General features: G+C 45.1%; 19 protein-coding genes and 1 pseudogene. 6 read left to right on the forward strand and 14 right to left on the reverse strand.

The genetic code is table 11. The features are described from left to right. Positions 1-6: 6 nt before the first annotated feature. The 10 genes from J7E85_RS04775 to J7E85_RS04820 form a co-directional block, all read right to left on the reverse strand. The gene (locus J7E85_RS04775; protein ID WP_215155524.1) at positions 7-582 is read right to left on the reverse strand and encodes a GNAT family N-acetyltransferase; all 576 of its coding nucleotides are present in this window, start codon (positions 580-582) and stop codon (positions 7-9) included. A 165-nt stretch (positions 583-747) separates the two neighbouring features. Continuing rightward, positions 748-972 (reverse strand): hypothetical protein, encoded by a 225-nt coding sequence (locus J7E85_RS04780; protein WP_215155526.1) that lies wholly within the window; start codon positions 970-972, stop codon positions 748-750. 264 nt (positions 973-1,236) lie between these two features. Continuing rightward, the gene (locus tag J7E85_RS04785) at positions 1,237-1,995 is read right to left on the reverse strand and encodes an ABC transporter ATP-binding protein (RefSeq protein ID WP_215155528.1); all 759 of its coding nucleotides are present in this window, start codon (positions 1,993-1,995) and stop codon (positions 1,237-1,239) included. 4 nt (positions 1,996-1,999) lie between these two features. Then, positions 2,000-4,312 (reverse strand): ABC transporter permease, encoded by a 2,313-nt coding sequence (locus tag J7E85_RS04790; protein WP_215155530.1) that lies wholly within the window; start codon positions 4,310-4,312, stop codon positions 2,000-2,002. Continuing rightward, on the reverse strand, positions 4,297-5,595 hold the full coding sequence (locus J7E85_RS04795; RefSeq protein WP_215155532.1) for an MFS transporter: 1,299 nt from the start codon (positions 5,593-5,595) through the stop codon (positions 4,297-4,299). Before J7E85_RS04795 ends, J7E85_RS04790 begins: the two co-directional genes overlap by 16 nt. Further along, entirely contained in the window at positions 5,588-6,235 is a 648-nt protein-coding gene (locus J7E85_RS04800) for a TetR/AcrR family transcriptional regulator (protein WP_215155534.1), read from the reverse strand. The genes J7E85_RS04795 and J7E85_RS04800 overlap by 8 nt, the downstream gene beginning before the upstream one ends. 145 nt (positions 6,236-6,380) lie before the next feature. Then, positions 6,381-6,755: a hypothetical protein gene (locus tag J7E85_RS04805; protein ID WP_215155536.1), complete on the reverse strand. Its 375-nt coding sequence runs from the start codon at positions 6,753-6,755 to the stop codon at positions 6,381-6,383. A 116-nt stretch (positions 6,756-6,871) separates the two neighbouring features. Continuing rightward, on the reverse strand, positions 6,872-7,426 hold the full coding sequence (locus tag J7E85_RS04810) for a GNAT family N-acetyltransferase (protein ID WP_215155538.1): 555 nt from the start codon (positions 7,424-7,426) through the stop codon (positions 6,872-6,874). A gap of 13 nt (positions 7,427-7,439) precedes the next feature. Beyond that, on the reverse strand, positions 7,440-8,534 hold the full coding sequence (locus J7E85_RS04815; RefSeq protein WP_215155541.1) for a sensor histidine kinase: 1,095 nt from the start codon (positions 8,532-8,534) through the stop codon (positions 7,440-7,442). Next, positions 8,525-9,244 carry a response regulator transcription factor gene (locus tag J7E85_RS04820; protein WP_215155543.1) on the reverse strand — a complete coding sequence of 240 codons (720 nt, stop codon included), beginning with the start codon at positions 9,242-9,244 and terminating at the stop codon, positions 8,525-8,527. The genes J7E85_RS04815 and J7E85_RS04820 overlap by 10 nt, the downstream gene beginning before the upstream one ends. Before the next feature lie 179 nt (positions 9,245-9,423). On the opposite strand from J7E85_RS04820, the pseudogene J7E85_RS04825 reads away from it, so the two are divergent. From J7E85_RS04825 to J7E85_RS04845, 6 genes and pseudogenes are all read left to right on the forward strand, one after another. Next, positions 9,424-10,110 (forward strand): annotated as a pseudogene (locus J7E85_RS04825) (ABC transporter ATP-binding protein); the annotation flags it as partial. Between the two features lie 37 nt (positions 10,111-10,147). Continuing rightward, positions 10,148-10,852, forward strand: coding sequence for an ABC transporter permease (locus tag J7E85_RS04830; RefSeq protein WP_215155656.1), 705 nt, complete (start codon positions 10,148-10,150; stop codon positions 10,850-10,852). A gap of 33 nt (positions 10,853-10,885) precedes the next feature. After that, positions 10,886-11,755 (forward strand): DUF4097 family beta strand repeat-containing protein, encoded by an 870-nt coding sequence (locus J7E85_RS04835; protein ID WP_215155547.1) that lies wholly within the window; start codon positions 10,886-10,888, stop codon positions 11,753-11,755. 135 nt (positions 11,756-11,890) lie between these two features. Further along, on the forward strand, positions 11,891-12,205 hold the full coding sequence (locus tag J7E85_RS33850; RefSeq protein WP_251035474.1) for a hypothetical protein: 315 nt from the start codon (positions 11,891-11,893) through the stop codon (positions 12,203-12,205). Positions 12,206-12,255: 50 nt separating this feature from the next. Continuing rightward, positions 12,256-12,912 (forward strand): hypothetical protein, encoded by a 657-nt coding sequence (locus J7E85_RS33855; RefSeq protein WP_251035475.1) that lies wholly within the window; start codon positions 12,256-12,258, stop codon positions 12,910-12,912. A 355-nt stretch (positions 12,913-13,267) separates the two neighbouring features. Further along, positions 13,268-13,765, forward strand: a complete 498-nt coding sequence (locus J7E85_RS04845; RefSeq protein ID WP_215155549.1) for a DinB family protein — start codon at positions 13,268-13,270, stop codon at positions 13,763-13,765. Positions 13,766-13,815: 50 nt separating this feature from the next. On the opposite strand, the gene J7E85_RS04850 is transcribed toward J7E85_RS04845, so the two are convergent. The 4 genes from J7E85_RS04850 to J7E85_RS04865 all read right to left on the reverse strand — a co-directional run bounded on the left by J7E85_RS04850 (position 13,816) and on the right by J7E85_RS04865 (position 18,117). Then, positions 13,816-14,601: a hypothetical protein gene (locus J7E85_RS04850; protein ID WP_215155552.1), complete on the reverse strand. Its 786-nt coding sequence runs from the start codon at positions 14,599-14,601 to the stop codon at positions 13,816-13,818. A gap of 351 nt (positions 14,602-14,952) precedes the next feature. After that, positions 14,953-15,912 (reverse strand): carbamate kinase, encoded by a 960-nt coding sequence (gene arcC / locus J7E85_RS04855; protein ID WP_215155560.1) that lies wholly within the window; start codon positions 15,910-15,912, stop codon positions 14,953-14,955. Beyond that, a complete protein-coding gene (locus J7E85_RS04860) occupies positions 15,894-16,817 on the reverse strand; it encodes an oxamate carbamoyltransferase subunit AllH family protein (protein WP_215155562.1) in 924 nt (307 codons plus the stop codon). Before J7E85_RS04860 ends, arcC begins: the two co-directional genes overlap by 19 nt. A 34-nt stretch (positions 16,818-16,851) precedes the next feature. After that, the gene (locus J7E85_RS04865; RefSeq protein ID WP_215155564.1) at positions 16,852-18,117 is read right to left on the reverse strand and encodes a YlbE family protein; all 1,266 of its coding nucleotides are present in this window, start codon (positions 18,115-18,117) and stop codon (positions 16,852-16,854) included. Between the last annotated feature and the right edge of the window lie 29 nt (positions 18,118-18,146).

Here is an 18,146-nt window from a genome sequence, read left to right on the forward strand (position 1 = left end):
CTTCGTTCATGAACGAAAGGGTTTTTGCACATCATCCATAATAATTGAATACAATTTTAAATCTTCATGTGACCCTTTAACCCAAATCGCTTTTCTTAATAAACCTTCATAGGACATGCCGGCCTTTTCCATCACTCTGGCTGACCCTACGTTTAATGGGTGACAACTGGCTTCGATTCTGACTAATCCCATTCTTTCAAATCCAAAAGAGATGATGGTCCTGATCACTTCGGTCATGTAACCACGATTCCAATAATCCTTGGAGAGGGCATATCCCAACTCCGCCTTAGCATGTCGGACATTCCAAGCCATAAATCCTGAAGTTCCAATGACCTTTCCGTTTTTTTTGTCTACAATTCCCCAGGGGGCCACTGCATGTTGGCTGTATTTATGCAGGACCCTCGTTAAATAGAGGCGGGTATCTTCAATCGTTTGATGCGTCGGCCAGACCGTATATCTCGATACGTCATCATCCGAGCCGTAATGAAATATATCCTGTTCGTCTTCGCTCCTCAGTTTTCTTAATATCGTTCTGTCTGTTTCTAACGTGGGGAGATCCGAAAAGACATCTTCGATCCGCATATCATTCACCCTCCAAAGCTTCAACGATTGATTTGAAAAGAGGCAGAGAACATCTGCATCAACCCTTAATTATGTATGATATAGTTCCTTTGCACTTAAGTAAACTTCCGAGAGATAGTTCTTGTTTGGAACGAATCTTCTCATAATGGCTCTCTATCCTTTCAACTATTTATTCTTCTGCTTTGCAACTTGCATACCGCCGATGATAAGCATGATAATCCCAATTACTGCTAGAATAATCCGAACTAAGAATGGACTCAATGAAAACACAGTTTCACCTTGCCAGTGCAATTCGAACAACCTTTCATTCAGCCCCACAATCGCCAATAATGGCTTAAGAAACAAACTCAGCGCTAATAATACTATCCCCCAAATAATATTGCTATTCATTGATTCAAAACCTCTTTTCCAATTAAGATAATGAAGATGAGCCCCGCTAATTCTTGTACGGAAGAGTGCGTAAAAATATCACTTAGCCCCGGTCCTCCTAATAAAGCCGTCATTGAAGAAAACAGGATAAAGCAATCAGGTGTCTCTCCTCTCGTCAGAGCGTCCAATACTACCGTACCATAATACTACCGTACCATTAATCTTTGGTCTTATGACATCACGAAATGTATTTATATTTTTGTTAAACAGAAATCCATTATTAATTTATATTCCGATCTCCTGCATTTTCACCATAACTTTCTTGACCCTGCCATCCATATCCGTTCCTGCAAACTTTGGAAGCTTGAGTTCGCCGACCATCTTCCCATCGCGCATAAACATAATGCGCTCGGTCCGTGCCGCAACTTGTGCATCGTGAGTGACGAGCATGATCGCAGTACCGTCTGCATTGATTTCAGAGAATATGTCCATCATTTCCTGAGCGGATATGGAGTTGAGTGCGCCCGTAGGCTCATCGCCGAAAATAATGCTCGGGCTGTTCATCAGCGCCCGGCATATTCCCGCACGCTGAAGCTGACCACCCGAAACCTGGGTGATGCTCCGTTTTTCAAGCTCTGCGATGCCTACCCTTTTCATAAGCTCCCTCGCCTTCACCGAAATGTTCGTAGCGTTTTTTCGGTTATCCCGCATGGATGGAAGAATGATGTTGTCGAGAATATTCAAATTTTTCAGCATCGTCGGCTGTTGGAATACAAAACCCATTTTGGTTCTGCGCAGATCTGCAAGCTCATTCTCCCCAAGCGTCGATAAGTCCTTACCTTCAAAAACGACTTTTCCGCCATTCACACCATCCGTCCCGCTCAGTGCAAACATTAGCGTTGATTTTCCCGAGCCGGATGGTCCCATAACAGCTACGAACTCGCCCTCGTGAATATAGGCGGACACCCCGTCCAGAACATTGCGCTGTTCGCCGCCTTCGCCGAAAGATTTTACGATATCATCGCCGATAATCATCTTTTTCATCTGCCTACTCCTTTATATTTTCGGATATTGTTATTTGTCCTGTGCCCGATGTGCCGATCATAGTTGCGATAAGTATCAAGGTTATCATCATAAGCGGGCTATACAGATACGCCGAAAGCGGATTGACCGCAAAATGAAACGCCGACGCTCCAAACGAAGAGATAACCGCACCCGCAAGCATTTCACCGAGCGTGTTTGCCAGAAGGGTTCCGAGGACAATGCCGACAATCAGAACAAATACAGAACGCGAAGCATATTGCACCTTTATGTCCAAATTCGTAAAACCGAGGGCTTTCATAACGGCAATGGAATATCGGTCCTTAGCAACAAGCATTTTCTTAAACAACAGGGTAATCAGTACCGATATTATCAGTGCAACAGCCATTGCGGCGTGTGAGGCCTTCTTGACGGAATTTATCGTTGAGCCGAATGTCTGTGCAACAAATTCATCAATGTCTGAAATCTTGGCAAAATCAAACCTGTCCGCGTAGTCCGAAATCCTGGCGTTGACCAAAGATTTATCCGAAAGTTCAGCGAAGATCATGCTCCACATCATATCCGCCGAATTGTCGGTGAATACCGCCTTTGCGGTCTTGCCGCCGTTGGTAATATCGGAGTATATTCCGCTTACCGTTAGTTCCTTCTCCTGTCCCTCCATCACCAGCGTAATGCCATCACCGACCTTCTTGCTCAGCTCATCCGCGTTCAAAACCGACAGTGCAATTTCATTCTCTGCGGCGGGTGCTCTGCCTTTGGAATAGGCAATTGGGAATATGGAATGGTCGCCGAGTTCGATTTTTATGTTTTCCTCAGAACCGTCTTCTGTTTTGATGTTAAATGCTTTTGTTGTAAGGACGGCAACCTTGGCATGGTCGCTGCTCATCGCGTTTCGTAGTTCAGCCGTTTTCTCTGAAATGTTATCGGTTTGCTGTATGTCAGCACGTATATCATAGTTTCCGATTCCCATATATTGGATGAAGCTTGTAGAGGAGATGGTGTTGTACAAATTCTGTGGAACAATCATGATAAAAGCTGCAATCACCAACACCGTTAGGCTTGTAGCATAAAGCCTTTTCCTTGCGAGAACATCTTGGATACCGAGGAAAACATTCGTATTCAACAGCCTGTTTCCACTTAGATTAAAACGTTTGGCGCCTGTGTTGTTCTCCTGCGAAGTACCAAAGCGTATGGCTTCTGCAGCGGATATGTTCCGAAAACGTTTCAACATTGCGCTTATATAGGCGATTATGGCAAGGAATACAAGCAGTATGCCGATGATTCCGAACAATAAAGCATAAGCGGAATTTTCGTTTTCCCCCATATACAGCCTTATATTTTCAAGAAGCATGCCTTGGAACATAACCGACAGTGCAAAACCGAGCATACTACCCACCCCGGCAATCGCTGCGTATTTCGCAAGATACATCTTCTTTATGTCGGAAACACGCAGCCCTATTGCCTTCATAACCCCAATCTCGCGATAATCTTCTTCGATTTTCGCCAGGAGCGTAAATCGTATGCACATCAATGCGATGGCCACAACAAGCGCGCTCACAAGAAGTATAACCGCGATCATCAACCCATCGGAAAGTGCGTTCATCATTTTAAAAAGCTTATATGTAACGGTTGGTCCGTTTGCTTCAAGTCCTGCGGAGGCATAAGCCGTTTCAAATGTACCGAGCTCAGATAAATCCTTTAATCTAAACTCAATCAGATACTCCATGCTGCCGAGGCCCTTGATTTCCGCGTAATCATGTTCATGTACAAGAAATCTCTTGGATGAAGAGAGTGTAGAATTCATCTGCGAATCCCGGAGGAATCCCGCAACGATAAACTCCTTCCCACTAATGACCGCCTGATCACCGACCTTGGTGGTGCCATCCTTCATATAGCTTACTGGAACATACAACTCGCCGATGGCGGGTTTAATGATGTTACCGTCGAGATCAAGAAGATAATCGAATTTTTGACTCTGCATGCTAAATCCGTTATCCTGGACACTATTCGCAAGCGAATGTTCGCCTAATCGTATCCGCGCACCGTCCATATTGAGAAATTCTATCACTTGTACATCATCCACATTACTATGCTGCTCCGCAAAAGCTGAAAGCCGCGCAGTATCTATTTCACCGGAATGCATCTGCATAAAATGCGGGGTTTTAGCTTGCGTCATCAATGTGTTGAGCGCACCCGAGAGATTGACGACGAGGATCGCCGCGAGCGAAACAAGCATTGCCGCAGCAGCGACAAATACCATAGTTGTTAGCGTAGTGGCTTTGCTTTTTAAAAGATCATTGCGGATTATTCTGGAGTACATAAGACACCTCTGTTTTCAAGCATTTTAACCGACTTTAATTTATACAGAATGACCGAAGTTACACATAGCAGCATCCCGGCGATGATAATGAGAAATCCCATCCCTCTGCCGAGTCCCGTACCGATGATTTTTCCCACACTGTCAGAAAGCACGCCACCTTCAACTAAAAAAGGGGTGAACACATAATCCGCCAAAACACCCGAAAGGGCATAAGCCACTACAAATCCAAGCTGGGAAAGGATTCCGATCAGTGCCCAAGCTCTGCCTTGAACGGAATTATCAATGTTAGTACGAACTAGAAAATCCAGGCTTGTGTTGGCAAACGGAAGCATTGCAAAAAACAGAAATCCCGAAACACAGATCAAGGCAATATGTTCTCGAAATCCGAACGCCATCATAAACACGCCTACACCAAACAAAGAAATCGAAAGAATGTTCACATAACCCTTTTGAATGGGAAGAAATCCTATAATGACACTGGATACGAGCATTCCCGAAGCGATAATGGTTTCTATCATCCCTACGACGGAGCTGCTTGTAAACGTCAGCAGCATAGGAATGGAGAGTGTTTCAATAACTCCAAGGTAAAATGTCAGCACCGATGTCATAATCACAAGAACAAGCACACCTCTGTTAGTAGAGACAGCGTTCCAACCGGCTTTGATTTCGTGGATGAACGATTGCGTGTGTTCGTATGTCTTGGAGACAAGGCCCCTGCGGACGGCAAGCGTAGTTGCAACGGTGACAAAAAAAGTGCAAATGTCGATGACAAGCAGCAGCTTTATATCCGTAACGGTGAGCAAAAATCCCGCAAGGATCGGCGAAATCAGAAATTTTGCCGATCCTGCCACCTGGACAAAACCGCTTGCCCTCGTATACTGCTCCTCGGTCAGCAAATCCGTAACCGTAGCCTTGTATGCGGGGTCAAGCAGCGATGAAAACACCGAGCTTATGGTAACTCCCGCACAAATTTGCCATAGCTGTGCTTCTCCGCGAAGCATGCATATGAGGATGAATACAAGGCCGATCGCAGAAAGACTATCGCCTAGCACCATTAACAGTCTGCGGTCATAGCGGTCCGCAAGCACTCCGGCAAATGCGCTTAAGAGTAACGACGGCATGAACGCAAGCAAGGTTACAAGCGCCATGGCCGAAGCCTTTCCGGTCTGTTGGAAAACATAAATCCCAAGCCCGAACGATGTGAGCCCGTTTCCTATGGTTGAAATAAGCTGTCCCGACCACAGTAGGAGAAATTTCTTGAAAGACTTCTCTGGTTTATTCATGGCTGCTCTCGTCTCCTCCACCAAACATCTGCATGACGTCCATCAGACTTCCGCTTGCTGCACCGAGCAGCCTTTCTACGTTACAAACAAAGGCCAGCATTCGTGAACCGCGCTCCTCATTCGTCAAGGTAATCATATCGTCATCAAAAACGGTATTCGCATAGATCACAACCATTTCCATGCATTCATACGGAAACGGTGTGCTGAACATTCCCTGCTCAATGCCTTCGCGGATGATTGCTGTCAGGATCGGCGGAAGGCCGTTGATGATGACCTTTTGTATTTTTTGATGCATCAGCGCGTTCTGCGGCTTGTGAATATGCTCCATAATTTCCTTGCTGCTTCCGCCGCTTAAGTTCATAGCCATCACAACGCGGATAATGCGCTCGACTACGGGTATCGTCTTGTCTGCGGCAATGCCCTGTGCCCCATCCAGAAGACCGTCACTATACCGATCAATCAACGCATCCATAATATCCTCCTTCGACTTGAAGTGATGATACAAGGTTCCCCGCGCAATACCGACCTTCTCGAGAATATCGTTTGTACTTGTGCCGTCAAAGCCCTTCTGACCAAAGAGCTCATCCGCCGCGTCAAGGATTTCGTTCCTGCGTTCTTCCGCTTTTTTCACAACTCGCATAGTACACCTCCTCATTACCGACCGACTGCCTGTCGGTTATAGAATAACAGGTTTCCTGTTATTGTCAAGATGTTGTTAGCTGAAAAACAAAGCAGCCCATCCTCTATTGAGGAATGAGCTACTTTTAGTTATCCATTTCACCCTATTACTGTCTAATGACGAGGATGTCTTGAGGCGGTCTGGCGGTGCTTTGGATTTGGGATATTTCAGCGTCAGTAAGATTGCGTCCTACAACAATGAACGAAGATGTCACATTGTTAAAGTTGAAATTCCCTAAGTTCGCTACGTTTTGGCTGCCGCGGAATACACGGAACGATCCCTGAAAGTTAATTCTCGAAAATAATACAAGCGTTATTTCAGAGCTCTGCACAACATTTCGGAGTCGGAAACTCGAGAGAATATTGTCAAACCGAAACGCTCCCAGATCACGGACCGCAACGCCTCCTCGTCTGAAGAGAATCCGACGAACTGAAAAATTAGTGCCTGACCAAAGCGCAAGACGTATATCACTGTTTGCCATCTATATCACTCCTTGTATGAGAATGATATAGTATATTACTTGAGTAATAGAAAGGTGAAAGACAAAAACACCTGAATAATCGTTTGTTTTTCGGATTCTACTTCCCCTGCGATGTCTTAGCTGTTCTCCGAAATATATTCATCCCTTAAAAGGCCATAATACACGAGGTCTTCATATTGGTTCCATTTCCTTACATGCTGTCTTAAACGACCTTCATATTTCATTCCTAACTTTTCCATGACTTTACCCGATGCAGGGTTTTTCCCCAGATAACGGGCAAATATACGGTTCAATTTCATTTCGTCAAACGCATACCGTACGATACCTTTTGCCGCTTCCGTACAATATCCATTGTTCTTATACTGTCTCCCAATCCAATATGCAAGTTCACCATGATCAAAATTCCTATTACATCCAACACAGATAGCGCCTATTACATGCTGTTCTTCTTTATGTACGATAGCTAGTTCCAGTGATCGGTCTTCATTAAAGTTATGAGCATGTGTTTCTATCCATTGTTCTGCCATCCCATCCTCATACGGATGCGGGATATATAATGTTGTTTCCGCAATATATGGATCCCCTGCTAATTTTTGAACGACTTTGGCATCATCTAGACGGAAAGGCCGTAATGTCAATCTTTCCAATTGAATGGTCGGCAGTTTCTCCAAATGGTTCTCCCCCTTAGTTTTTCGGCAATCGAATCGTGAACGAAGTTCCTTGTGAAGGCTCACTTTCTACACTAATTGTGCCGTCATGAACCTGAACCAGCTTGTAGACAATCGCCATTCCGAGTCCCGTGCCCTCAGAGGTAGAATCCGTGGTCGTGCCCCGGTAATATTGCTGGAATAGGTGCTCCACCATATGGGCCGGCATCCCTACGCCATTGTCCTTGATGCGGATTACAGCATGCTCTCCTGTATCCGCAATCTGTATATATATATTCGTATGTTCAGGATTGTGGAGGATGGAGTTCATCATCATATTTTGCAGGATGCGCTGCATGAATTTCAAATCAAAATCAACATAAATGGCAGGTGGATCCGCTTGAAAATGCAAATGATAGCTGCTCGCTTGCGGACTATTGCTGATATCGGCAACTACCCGTTTTGTAAATTCGACGATATCTTGATTCGTCTTCTGTAATGGCAAAGCGCCGTCAGCGCGATTGAGCTGTGTGACGAGGCTTAAATCTTGAATCAATTCCTCCATATGCTTTCCTTTGTCGTCCATTTCCCGAATGAAAGAGATCGCCTCTTCTTTCGACCACTCGTACTGCTCATTCAATAAAAGCGCTGAGTAGCCTTTGATATAGGTTAACGGTGTTTTCAAATCATGAGAAATCCCCGCAATCCATTCCTGCTTGGCTTCTTCTATTTGGCTCCTCTCGATTTCGTTCGCTTGCAGTTTGACTCTCAAGGATTGAAGATACTCAAGCACCTCCTGATACAAGCGGAACCGCATGCGAAGTTTCCCTTTACGGGTATATATTTGAGGCAAATCGGCAGGTTGCTCATAGTTGTCCTGCGAGAGTCGATGAATCCAGGCCATGATGAATCCGATCGGTCCGCCAAAATACCATCCAAACAAGACGATGCACAGCAGCGTACTCGCACCAAAGATCCATCCAACAAACAGTCCTTCATCATCTAGACTGACATGGATACCGAGCAAGGGAAGAAGGCCTTCAAGAATAATAACAACGAGTACACCCGTGCCAAGCATCCATAGAATAAGTCCTAATGCCAAATGAATCGTAAATCGAGTTTTTATTCGCATGACAGTGCCTCATTCGGGGGGATGAATTTATAACCGATTCCCCGCAAATTCACGATGATTTTTGGTTTTCGGGTATCATCGCCGAGTTTTTTTCGCAGCTTGGCGATATGGATCGTGACCGTTTTTTCTTCCCCGTACACATCATTTCCCCATACCAATTCGTAAAGCTGAGCCGTCGTGAAGATATGATTCGGATGTTTACAAAAGAAATGCAGCAGCTCCAGTTCCTTCGCCGTGCATTCTACAGGTTGACGCTTCACGGTTAACGTTGCCGATTCCGGATGAAAAGAGAAGTAGCCGTAATCGAACGCCGTGTTTTGTTGATGAGCATTCTCCATAAACCTTTGCCGGCGAAGGATCGCCTTGATTCGGGCAATGACCTCCAGTGGATTAAACGGCTTGGTAATATAATCGTCCCCGCCGATCCCTAGACCCGTTAATTTGTCGAAGTCGGTGGAGCGTGCGCTAATAAAAATAATCGGTGCATTCGTATGTTTCCGAATCTCCGCACATAGTTCAAAACCACTTAGATCCGGGAGCATAATATCGAGCAAAATCATATCATATGCCTTCTCTTTGATCCGCTGCAGCGCGCCTTTGCCCGATGATGCGGTGTCGATATGCGTAAAATTCTCTTTGTGAAGCGTGATCTCCAATAATTTCAAAATGCCGATTTCATCATCGACAGCTAGTATGGATGCAGATTCCATTGCGATTTTCCCCTCACTTTAAACTTAGCCTGTGTATTCACTTTTCTATCTTACTCTATTTACAAGATCCCGAGTTTACTCTAGTTAAAATGTTACGAGCTTTTTCCATTGTGTTTACTTTATTTTTACTTTCATTCCCTAAGCTTAGTGTAGCACATCATTAAGGGAGGAAATGACAAGTGAACGCCGCCATTCAAATCAATCAAGTAAGCAAGGTATTCAAGGGCACGGAAACCATTACAAACGTCAATATGAGCATCAGCAGAGGGGAAATTTACGGGTTCTTAGGTCCGAATGGGGCCGGCAAAACAACCATTATGAAAATGATCTTAAATCTGGTAAAACCGTCTTCCGGTAATATCCAAGTATTCGATCAGCTGGTTCTGCCAACATCGGTTCAATACTTAAAAAGGATCGGCAGCATCATTGAATATCCCGTGTTTTACGACCGGCTGACAGCAGAGGCCAATTTGGAGTTTCATTGTAGATACATGGACGTTCGCGATAAGACTGCGATCAAGGAATCGCTGGAGATCGTAGGTCTTCAGGGCGTAGGGAAGAAAAAAATCCATGAATTCTCTTTAGGAATGAAGCAGCGGTTAGGGATTGCGCGCGCGATTGTTACGAAACCGGACATTCTCATTCTGGATGAACCGATCAATGGGCTTGACCCGATCGGGATTAAGGAAATGCGGGAGCTTTTCTTGCATTTAAAGGAGAGATACGGAACGACCATTTTAATTTCGAGTCATATCGTATCCGAAATCGAATCTGTCGCCGATACGATTGGCATTATTCATCAGGGAAAACTATTAAATGAAGTCAAGATGAATGATATTCGAAAACAACACGCCGGATCATTAGAAGAGTACTTCATCAATCTCATTCATGGAGGCAAACGCTATGCTTAAACTTATACAGCTAGAATGGCAAAAAAGTAACATATCCCATTATTTTAAAGGATTAGCCATTTCTATTGTGGCTATTTTCGCCGCCGTTGCGCTGATGGCACTAGGCTCTCGCGGTGAAATTGAACCGATGTTTCAGAATTATACTGAATTCATGTCTTTAACGGATATTTTGATGCGCATCACTTATATCATTTTCGCGAGCGTTATTTTATCACGTTTAGTTATTGAAGAATACAGGAGCAACATGATCCAAGTATTATTTACCTACCCCTTGCAGCGAAAAAAAATCATTCAAGCCAAGTTATCGATTGTGTTTGGATTTAGCTTCTTCAGCATCATCGTCTCTACGTTTGTAATCAATTTGTTAGTGTACTTCTTAAATCCGATGATTGGTTTATTCGAAGACCCTGTGCATATTGGTGACATGACGGCTACCCTTCCAGCAACGTTGATCCATGCATTTATGATCGCGGGAATCAGCCTGATTCCTTTATCTTTTGGCATGCGAAAAAAATCCACGGCTTCCACGATTACCTCGGCTGTCATCATTGGATTCGTAGTTAATACAACGGTGTCTGACGGGAGCAGTTCGACCAGTCTGTTTCATTTCATCGCCATCCCGATTGCACTCTGTCTGCTCGGCCTTATCCTTGGCTATCTTTCTTTTTATAAAGTAGATCGAACCGATGTGGCTTAAAAATTACACCGTACATGAATGGAGGACTAGAGCATGAGAAAAATCATAACCACTTCGCTTGTTTTGCTTACCGTTGGCGGGTTAGTTATGGGCTGCGAAGGTGTAGGGAAAGCAACAAGTTATAAGCATGAATCTTCCTATGAGGCTAACCGCATTGAAGAAATTGAAGTCAACAACGAATCTTGGGACATTGAATTCAAGCGGTCTGATTCCCCGAACATCACCATCGCTTGTGAAGGTAAGCGGCAGAACAATAAGAGCGACCCTGTAACGATTAACCATGACGGGAATAAAATTGTTGTTACCCAGGAAGACCAGGGTAGTGCCATGGCGGGGTTCACTTTTAGAAAAAAAGGGACGATCTATATCTCGATTCCCGACCGTGAAGTTGATACGATTACATTGAACAATAATGCAGGTGACATCAAGATGAAGAATGTAGCGGCGCAAAACATTGTCATTGCCAACAATTCGGGGTCTGAGAACATCGAAGGACTGTCAGCAGACAAGGGTGAGTTTACTTCCAAAGACGGGGATATCAAATTGAAAGACAGCTCGCTAAACGAATTAACGGTAACCACAGGCAGCGGCGCCAGCTATATGACAGACGTGACCAGCCCCGTGATGAACATCACTTCAACCTATGGGGAAGTATCCGTTAAAGAGATCGAAGAAGGAAAGTTGCTGCGAGTAGAAACACAATCCGGAGATATCGCCGTATCTTATAAAACACCCCCTGCTTCGTTAAAGCTTACCGCAAGCAGCGACTCATCGGATATAAGCGTTGGTTTAGATGGCTTCAAGGTAAAACAGAGCACGGAAAAATCAATCGAAGGCACGATTGGGGATGCATCCAATACATTAGAGCTTATCAGCCGCGCCGGAACGATTGCTGTAAAATAACTGCATCCATACGAGTATGCTACAATATCGTTAAAAAACTGACTGCGCATAACATTCGGCCTATAATAAGAAGAGAATCATGACCAGAATTTCGACTTTTATTTCCATGGCTTCAAGTAAAGGAGAACAATCGGCATGATCACTGTGCAGATTATTTATTTCGGACTCATGTTTTGGTTCGGCTTATATATAGTCAGCCGAGATGCAAGAAACGTTCGGCTATTGCTGGCCGGTCTTGGCGTAATTGTTTGCTCGTTCGGTGTTGGGGCTGCCGTATTGATGCCTTACAGCCTAGAACCTCAGCGCATCGCACTGCCACTTAGCAAGATACAAGATATCTCCTCCTATCTGCCTTTGGTTTTGTGGCAAGGTGCCGTTCTATCCACTGTCGCCGGAAAAGAAGATAAACGGAACGCATTTATGTGCCGCTTCTTATATTTGCCTGCATGACGGCTTTGGCCTTCTTTTATCCGAACGACGCATGGAACAAGGGAATCATAATGGCACAAGGTACAGGAATGCTGGTGTTTAGCGCGTATACGATGATCAAAGAAATCAGGGAGCAAGGGGAATCCTGGCTGCCCGATTTGTTTCGGTCCCTCGATTATTCTGTCTTTTTTACGCTCATTTTTTCCGGTCAGGTTGCGCTTGTTATTTGGCTTGGAACGGGGACGGGTTTCGATTTTATTACACTGTTGTTATTGATGATCAGCATGATGGTTTCCATTGCATTCCAAGTGTTTGTGTATCCGATTCGGGCTTTGCTCGACAACTTCGCTTTAATGATGTTCCCCAAGCTGCGCCTGGAACGCTCCAAACTGCGTTTGGTCGAAAGCGTCCAGGCTCGTATTGATGAGGATGCGAAACCGGAGGAGATGGACGATGAGGAGCTCTACCGTCATATCCGGCGCGCGACTAGCAACTTGGGCAACCTGGAGCGTTTGGCGTCAAGCCCGCTCACGCAGTTGAAGCTGATTGACGAAAGGCTACGGAAGCGAGGAGCGGTTGATGGTATAATGGAACGAGCTAACGAGCTTAAATCTCTGCTTATCGAAAGTATACTGCAAATAAAGCCGCGCCAGGATGAATCGTTTGGCACGACGGACGAATGGAAGTTTTACAATACTTTGTACTTCCCTTTACGTCGTCGGAATTAAGCCATATAGCGTACGTTATTCGGGTAATCAGCTGGATGCCCCTTCCCAAGATGCTTTGGCGTGGTTCCGTTCCTGCGTGCCCGAGCGCACCTGCTACAATTGGCAGAATGCTGGCGCGCGTCTTATAGCAACAAGTCTGAAGGAGAAAAACGCACTAATCAAGGCGCAATAACGATGACTTAGATGGCGGTTGTTTTCTTGGGTATATCCACCCAAAAAACAACCGCTTTTTATTGCTGGCCGAAAAAAAAGCCATATTGGCACCAAATGGCAGTGAAAAGTATGGTTTTGGCAGTAGTTTGTGGGCTAATCTCGGGTGGTTAGAGCATAGCCAAACCATTAGGAGGAATGTACAATGTCCCAAGCAAGCATCCAAACCGCAAAAACGGTGCATCAATTGGTGATCGGATCCATTCAAGCGATTCCGGAAGAAATCTACGATATTACTCCGGCAGGATTTAAGAATACCATTCGTTGGAACACCGGTCATATCGTGACTATGCTGAATTGGTTTCTCTCCGCAAGCCCGGCGTTAAATACGAAGCTGCCGGAAAACTATTCCGGCTTATTCATGACCGGAACGAAACCGTCGGACTGGACTGTCACGCCCCCATCGAAGGAGGAACTGATTCAATATTTATCCGCGCGGTACGACGATCTGTCCAAGGTAGACCCCGAGTCGTTGATAATGCCTTTGAATCCACCGATTGAAATGGGGCCGCTGAGGTTCGAAACGGCAGGCGAGCTGTTTAACTTCGCATTCATCCACGAAGCAATGCACTTGGGGATCATTTCTTCGCTTGTGAAAACTGTACAAGCGGACAATCAAGCGTACTCAAATGAAAGGGGATAAATATGAAATCAAATGGAGCTGGGTACATCCGCATTATTCAAAATAAACACTTATTTCGATAGCTTGGCTTCTGCAGCACGAATTGTGCTCCGAATATTCCCCTCCCATTCAAATATCTTCTTCTGTAAAGCATGAATCTGGTTAGCATCATCAACGATCCGTTTCAATTCTGCAGCAGCCTCCACAGCGTCTCCCTGCTTGACAGCTGCTCTATAACGTTTATTTACTACATTTATATTTTTATTGAAGTCCGTTATTTTTTTGTTCTCGGCTGTGATTTGTTTCTTTAACGTTTGTACCGGTAATAACGCATCTTTAACGATTTTGGCTTTTGCGGCAGCCTGCTTCTTCGCATCGGTTAAAGCATCCTTTATCAATTTGATCTCCTGTCGCGCCGTATTAACAGCACCCTTTATTCGGTTTCGCTTAAGATCATACAGAAGAACAGATTTTCGATCTTTGCGTTTCCTCGCCTCTGTCGCTTTCTTGCCGAGATCTGTATATTCCGCAAGCAAAGGAGCGTATTTATTCTGAATCTGGTCTGCTTCTGTCTTTAACTTATCGAGCTGTACCTTATCAATCAGCTTTACTTTCGAATTAATTTCCTTAAGCTTGTCATTGTTTTGCTGGCGCAATACCTGAATTTGCTGCTTATCCTGTTTATTGGCTAATTCCAATGAGGTAAGGCTGTCATGCAACTCATTAATTGTTGTTAATGCAGCATCCCACCCTGTATTTGAAGCCTCTGCATAAGCTGGTCTAGCGACAAGAAGAAAACACATGACTAGGACGGCTAAAGCGTTTAAATACCATTTAGTTCTTCTTCGTTGCACCAATACAATCATCTCCCTTATCCAAATTTTCCTGAAAGAATGCCAAAAAGCACCCCACAAGAAAGGCTTTATAGCCTGTCCTGCGAGGTGCTTCTCCCGCTCTTCTTCCGATTTGATAATAGTATATATTTGATCTATTTAGATGTCAATCATTTTCTAGAACGTTTGTTCTCATCCCAACCTCTAAATCGTTTATTGATTTTGGCATAGATTTCTGATATCAACGTGTTGCCAATGCCAATTTCTCCTGCTTCAAAGAAACTGGAGTTGCATTCACTGGTAATGGTGGCAAGCTCCTTTGTTGATTCTAACCTTGTATCCTGTCGGAAAAAGTATTGATTTATCAATCCTTCATTACATACAGCGCAGCAGATTATCCTGGACGATACGGGTACCCGCTGCTCCTTCCAGGGCGAGATCAGCCTGATCCAGGGAACAAATGATAGCAATGCCGCCCTTTTCTGCAAAGCCTATGGCTGATTCCATCTTAGGGCCCATACTTCCGACACTAAACTGGCCCTCATCCGCATATCGCTTGGCTTCTTCAAGAGATATTGTTTCCAGTGACTTTTGATTCGGCTTTCCGTAGTTCACATATACATTTTGAACATCGGTCAGAATCATAAATATATCCGCCTGCACATCCTGGGCAAGCTGATATCCGCTGCGATCTTTATCGATGACGGCTTCCACACCGACAAGGGTCCCGTCTGGTTGCCGGGATACAGGAATACCTCCTCCACCTGCGGCAATGACAATGGCTCCCTGACTAGCCAAGGACTTGATTACATCAGCGCCAACAATGGATTGAGGCATTGGAGATGGAACAACGCGACGCCAGCCTCTGCCTGCATCTTCTTTGACAACCCAACCTTTGTCTTCAGCAAGACGTTTGGCCTCTTCTTCGCTGTAGAAAACACCAATGGGTTTAGTGGGGTTTAAAAATGCAGGATCTTTCAAAGATACTTCCGTTTGTGTCAGGATGCTTGTAACAGCCTGATTTAGTCCCAGTTTTTGCAGTACATTTTTCATGCATTGGTCCATCATGTACCCGATAAAGCCTTGGGATTCCGCACTGCACACATGCAGCGGAAACGGCGGAACCACTTCTCTGGCTTCGTCCTGCTGACGCAATATATTCCCTACTTGAGGACCGTTCCCATGCGTAATAATGACTTCATAACCTTGACTCACAATGCAGGCGATCACTTCACAGCTTTTCTGGATATTTGCTATTTGATTCTCATAGGTTGCCTGTTGTTTAGGTTGTAAAATAGCATTGCCGCCAAGAGCAATCACAACTTTTTGTGCCAATTTGAATTCCTCCTAATAATCAGCATACCGATCAGTATGCCGAATGCTGTATCCAGACCTGAGCTGTGTCCTACACGCAGCAATTCCCTGGTCCGCTTAATCAAGCTGTCTGCATCTTGTTGCAGAAGAGCATTCATGACACCTATCACTGTTGAACTGAAGTTTCGATTCAGCGCATACTTTAGGTATTCCCGGCTGATGTCGGTAGTTAGTGCTTCTTTCTCCACCAGTTCAGATAAATGTAAGCGGAACGTATCCGTGAATATCCCAGCTATTGCATCCACCGCAAGCATTCCCGCCAGCATGTCATCTCCGGCAGGGGTTAGGCCTTTTCCGCGTCCCATCCAATATCTGAGTATTAAATCTATCTGTGACAAGTTCCCGGCCAGTACCGTATTTATTAGCTGCATCATTTTTTGTTCACTATCCGAACAAGCTGCATGAGCTTCGTTAATGAAACATTCGATGAAATGATCTATCGAAATACCTGTGCCTGTTGGCTGATTATGAATAAGCAGCTCGGTTGCAAACGCATTCAGAATATGAAGCAGCAATTCCGGTTGCTCCGTTCTTGGTCCTATCCCAGATTGATAAGTTGCCTGAGGATCTAATTTAATACAGAAGGAAGAAAAGAGAAGAGACGATGTATCGCTGTCATAATGAATCATCTGATCTTCTTCATCTTGCTGGAGCATAGAAATGAGCTTTGGCACTTGTTTGTCTTCCAGATGAATGCCGAAAGGAAGCTGCCCGTTCTTTGTAGTGCCTATAAAAATAAGCCCATCTCCCATCCGGATATTCCAGCCATTGTGAAATATACTATGCACACAGCCTAGCTTACCGCTATGAAGGAGAGGGAGGACAGCTGCGCTGCATACTCCATCTGCCTGGATTAAATGTTTCATGCGACTGCCACTCTCCTCTGTTCCTTCGTGTTGTTTAAATTAGACCCAGTTTCTGGGCATACGCTTCAAGCGCTTTTTCAAAACAAGCTAGAGGTGCGCGTACTGTACCTGCCCCGATTTGGCCTACTCCAGCCTCTTTGTGGGCTATCCCGGTATTAATTACCGGTGTGATGCCTGTTTCAACGACTTTTCTTGCATCAATACCGAGACAGATTCCCTGAAAGTTCCAAGTTGGAATCGTAAAGTTAGGGTTATGGCCAATGCAAATTTCAGCCATTTCATTGCTGGTTGCCAGTGCATCGTCAAAACCGCCCGCACCTACGAAGCGGGTCACACCCGGGGCAGCCACCATGGCCATGCCTCCTATACCGAATGCCTCCGTAATGGCGCTATCGCCGATATCGGGATTCGCCATGTCTTGGGAATAACCGGTGAAGAATAAACCTTGCGGTGTATTAACTGGAGCGGTAAACCATTTGTCTCCCATGCCGCTGATTCGGATTCCGAAGTTTTGGCCATTTCTCGACATCGCCGTTACGACAGTACCGTGCTCAATCATTCTTGCAGCATCCAGTACCGCTTTAGAGGTTGCCATGGCAACATTCAGGAAGAACTGATCGGTATCAGCCAGAAACTTCACTACAGCCAATTTGTCTGTTTCGGTTGCATCGGTTTGTAAAATATAAGGACTTATTTCTTTTAGAAATACGAGAGAAGCTGCGATATTCCGCTGATGGAATTCGTCACCCATTGTGATTGCCTTCGCGATCATCACATTAATATTCAGACCTTGCTCAGTCTGGCGTAGGGCTTTAGAAAGGGTAGGGCCCAGCACATCTCTCATCCATTGCAGACGCTGAATGACCTCTTCGGAATAGGCTCCGAAGCGCAGCACTTTCCCGATTCCTTCATTCATGGTGCAAAAGGCGCGGTTGCCATCCGTCTGATTTTCTACCACTAGCAGCGGCATGTTAGCGGAGGTGATTCCGCCCATAGGCCCCACAGCTTTGACATGATGACAGGGAATGAAGGTTACTTCTCCTTGCTCCAGCATGGTCATCGCTTGTTCTTCGTCCGCTGCCCAACCTTCGAACAAGACCGCTCCGATACAAGCGCCCTGCATGGGGCCTGTCATGTCTGTGAATAGAATGGGTGGACCGGCATGCAGAAGCACCTGTCCATTTAATTGGTCCACTACTGATTTGGCAGGAACGACGTCCACCAAGAAAGGGGCACCGGCTACAATTTTTTGAATGACTGCCTGATTGGCTTCATCGATTGTTTGATATGGTCCATACATGCTGCATTTCTCCTTGTTGTTTATTTAAG

It is taken from the genome of Paenibacillus sp. ISL-20 (assembly GCF_018613005.1).
GTDB lineage: Bacteria > Bacillota > Bacilli > Paenibacillales > Paenibacillaceae > Paenibacillus_AQ.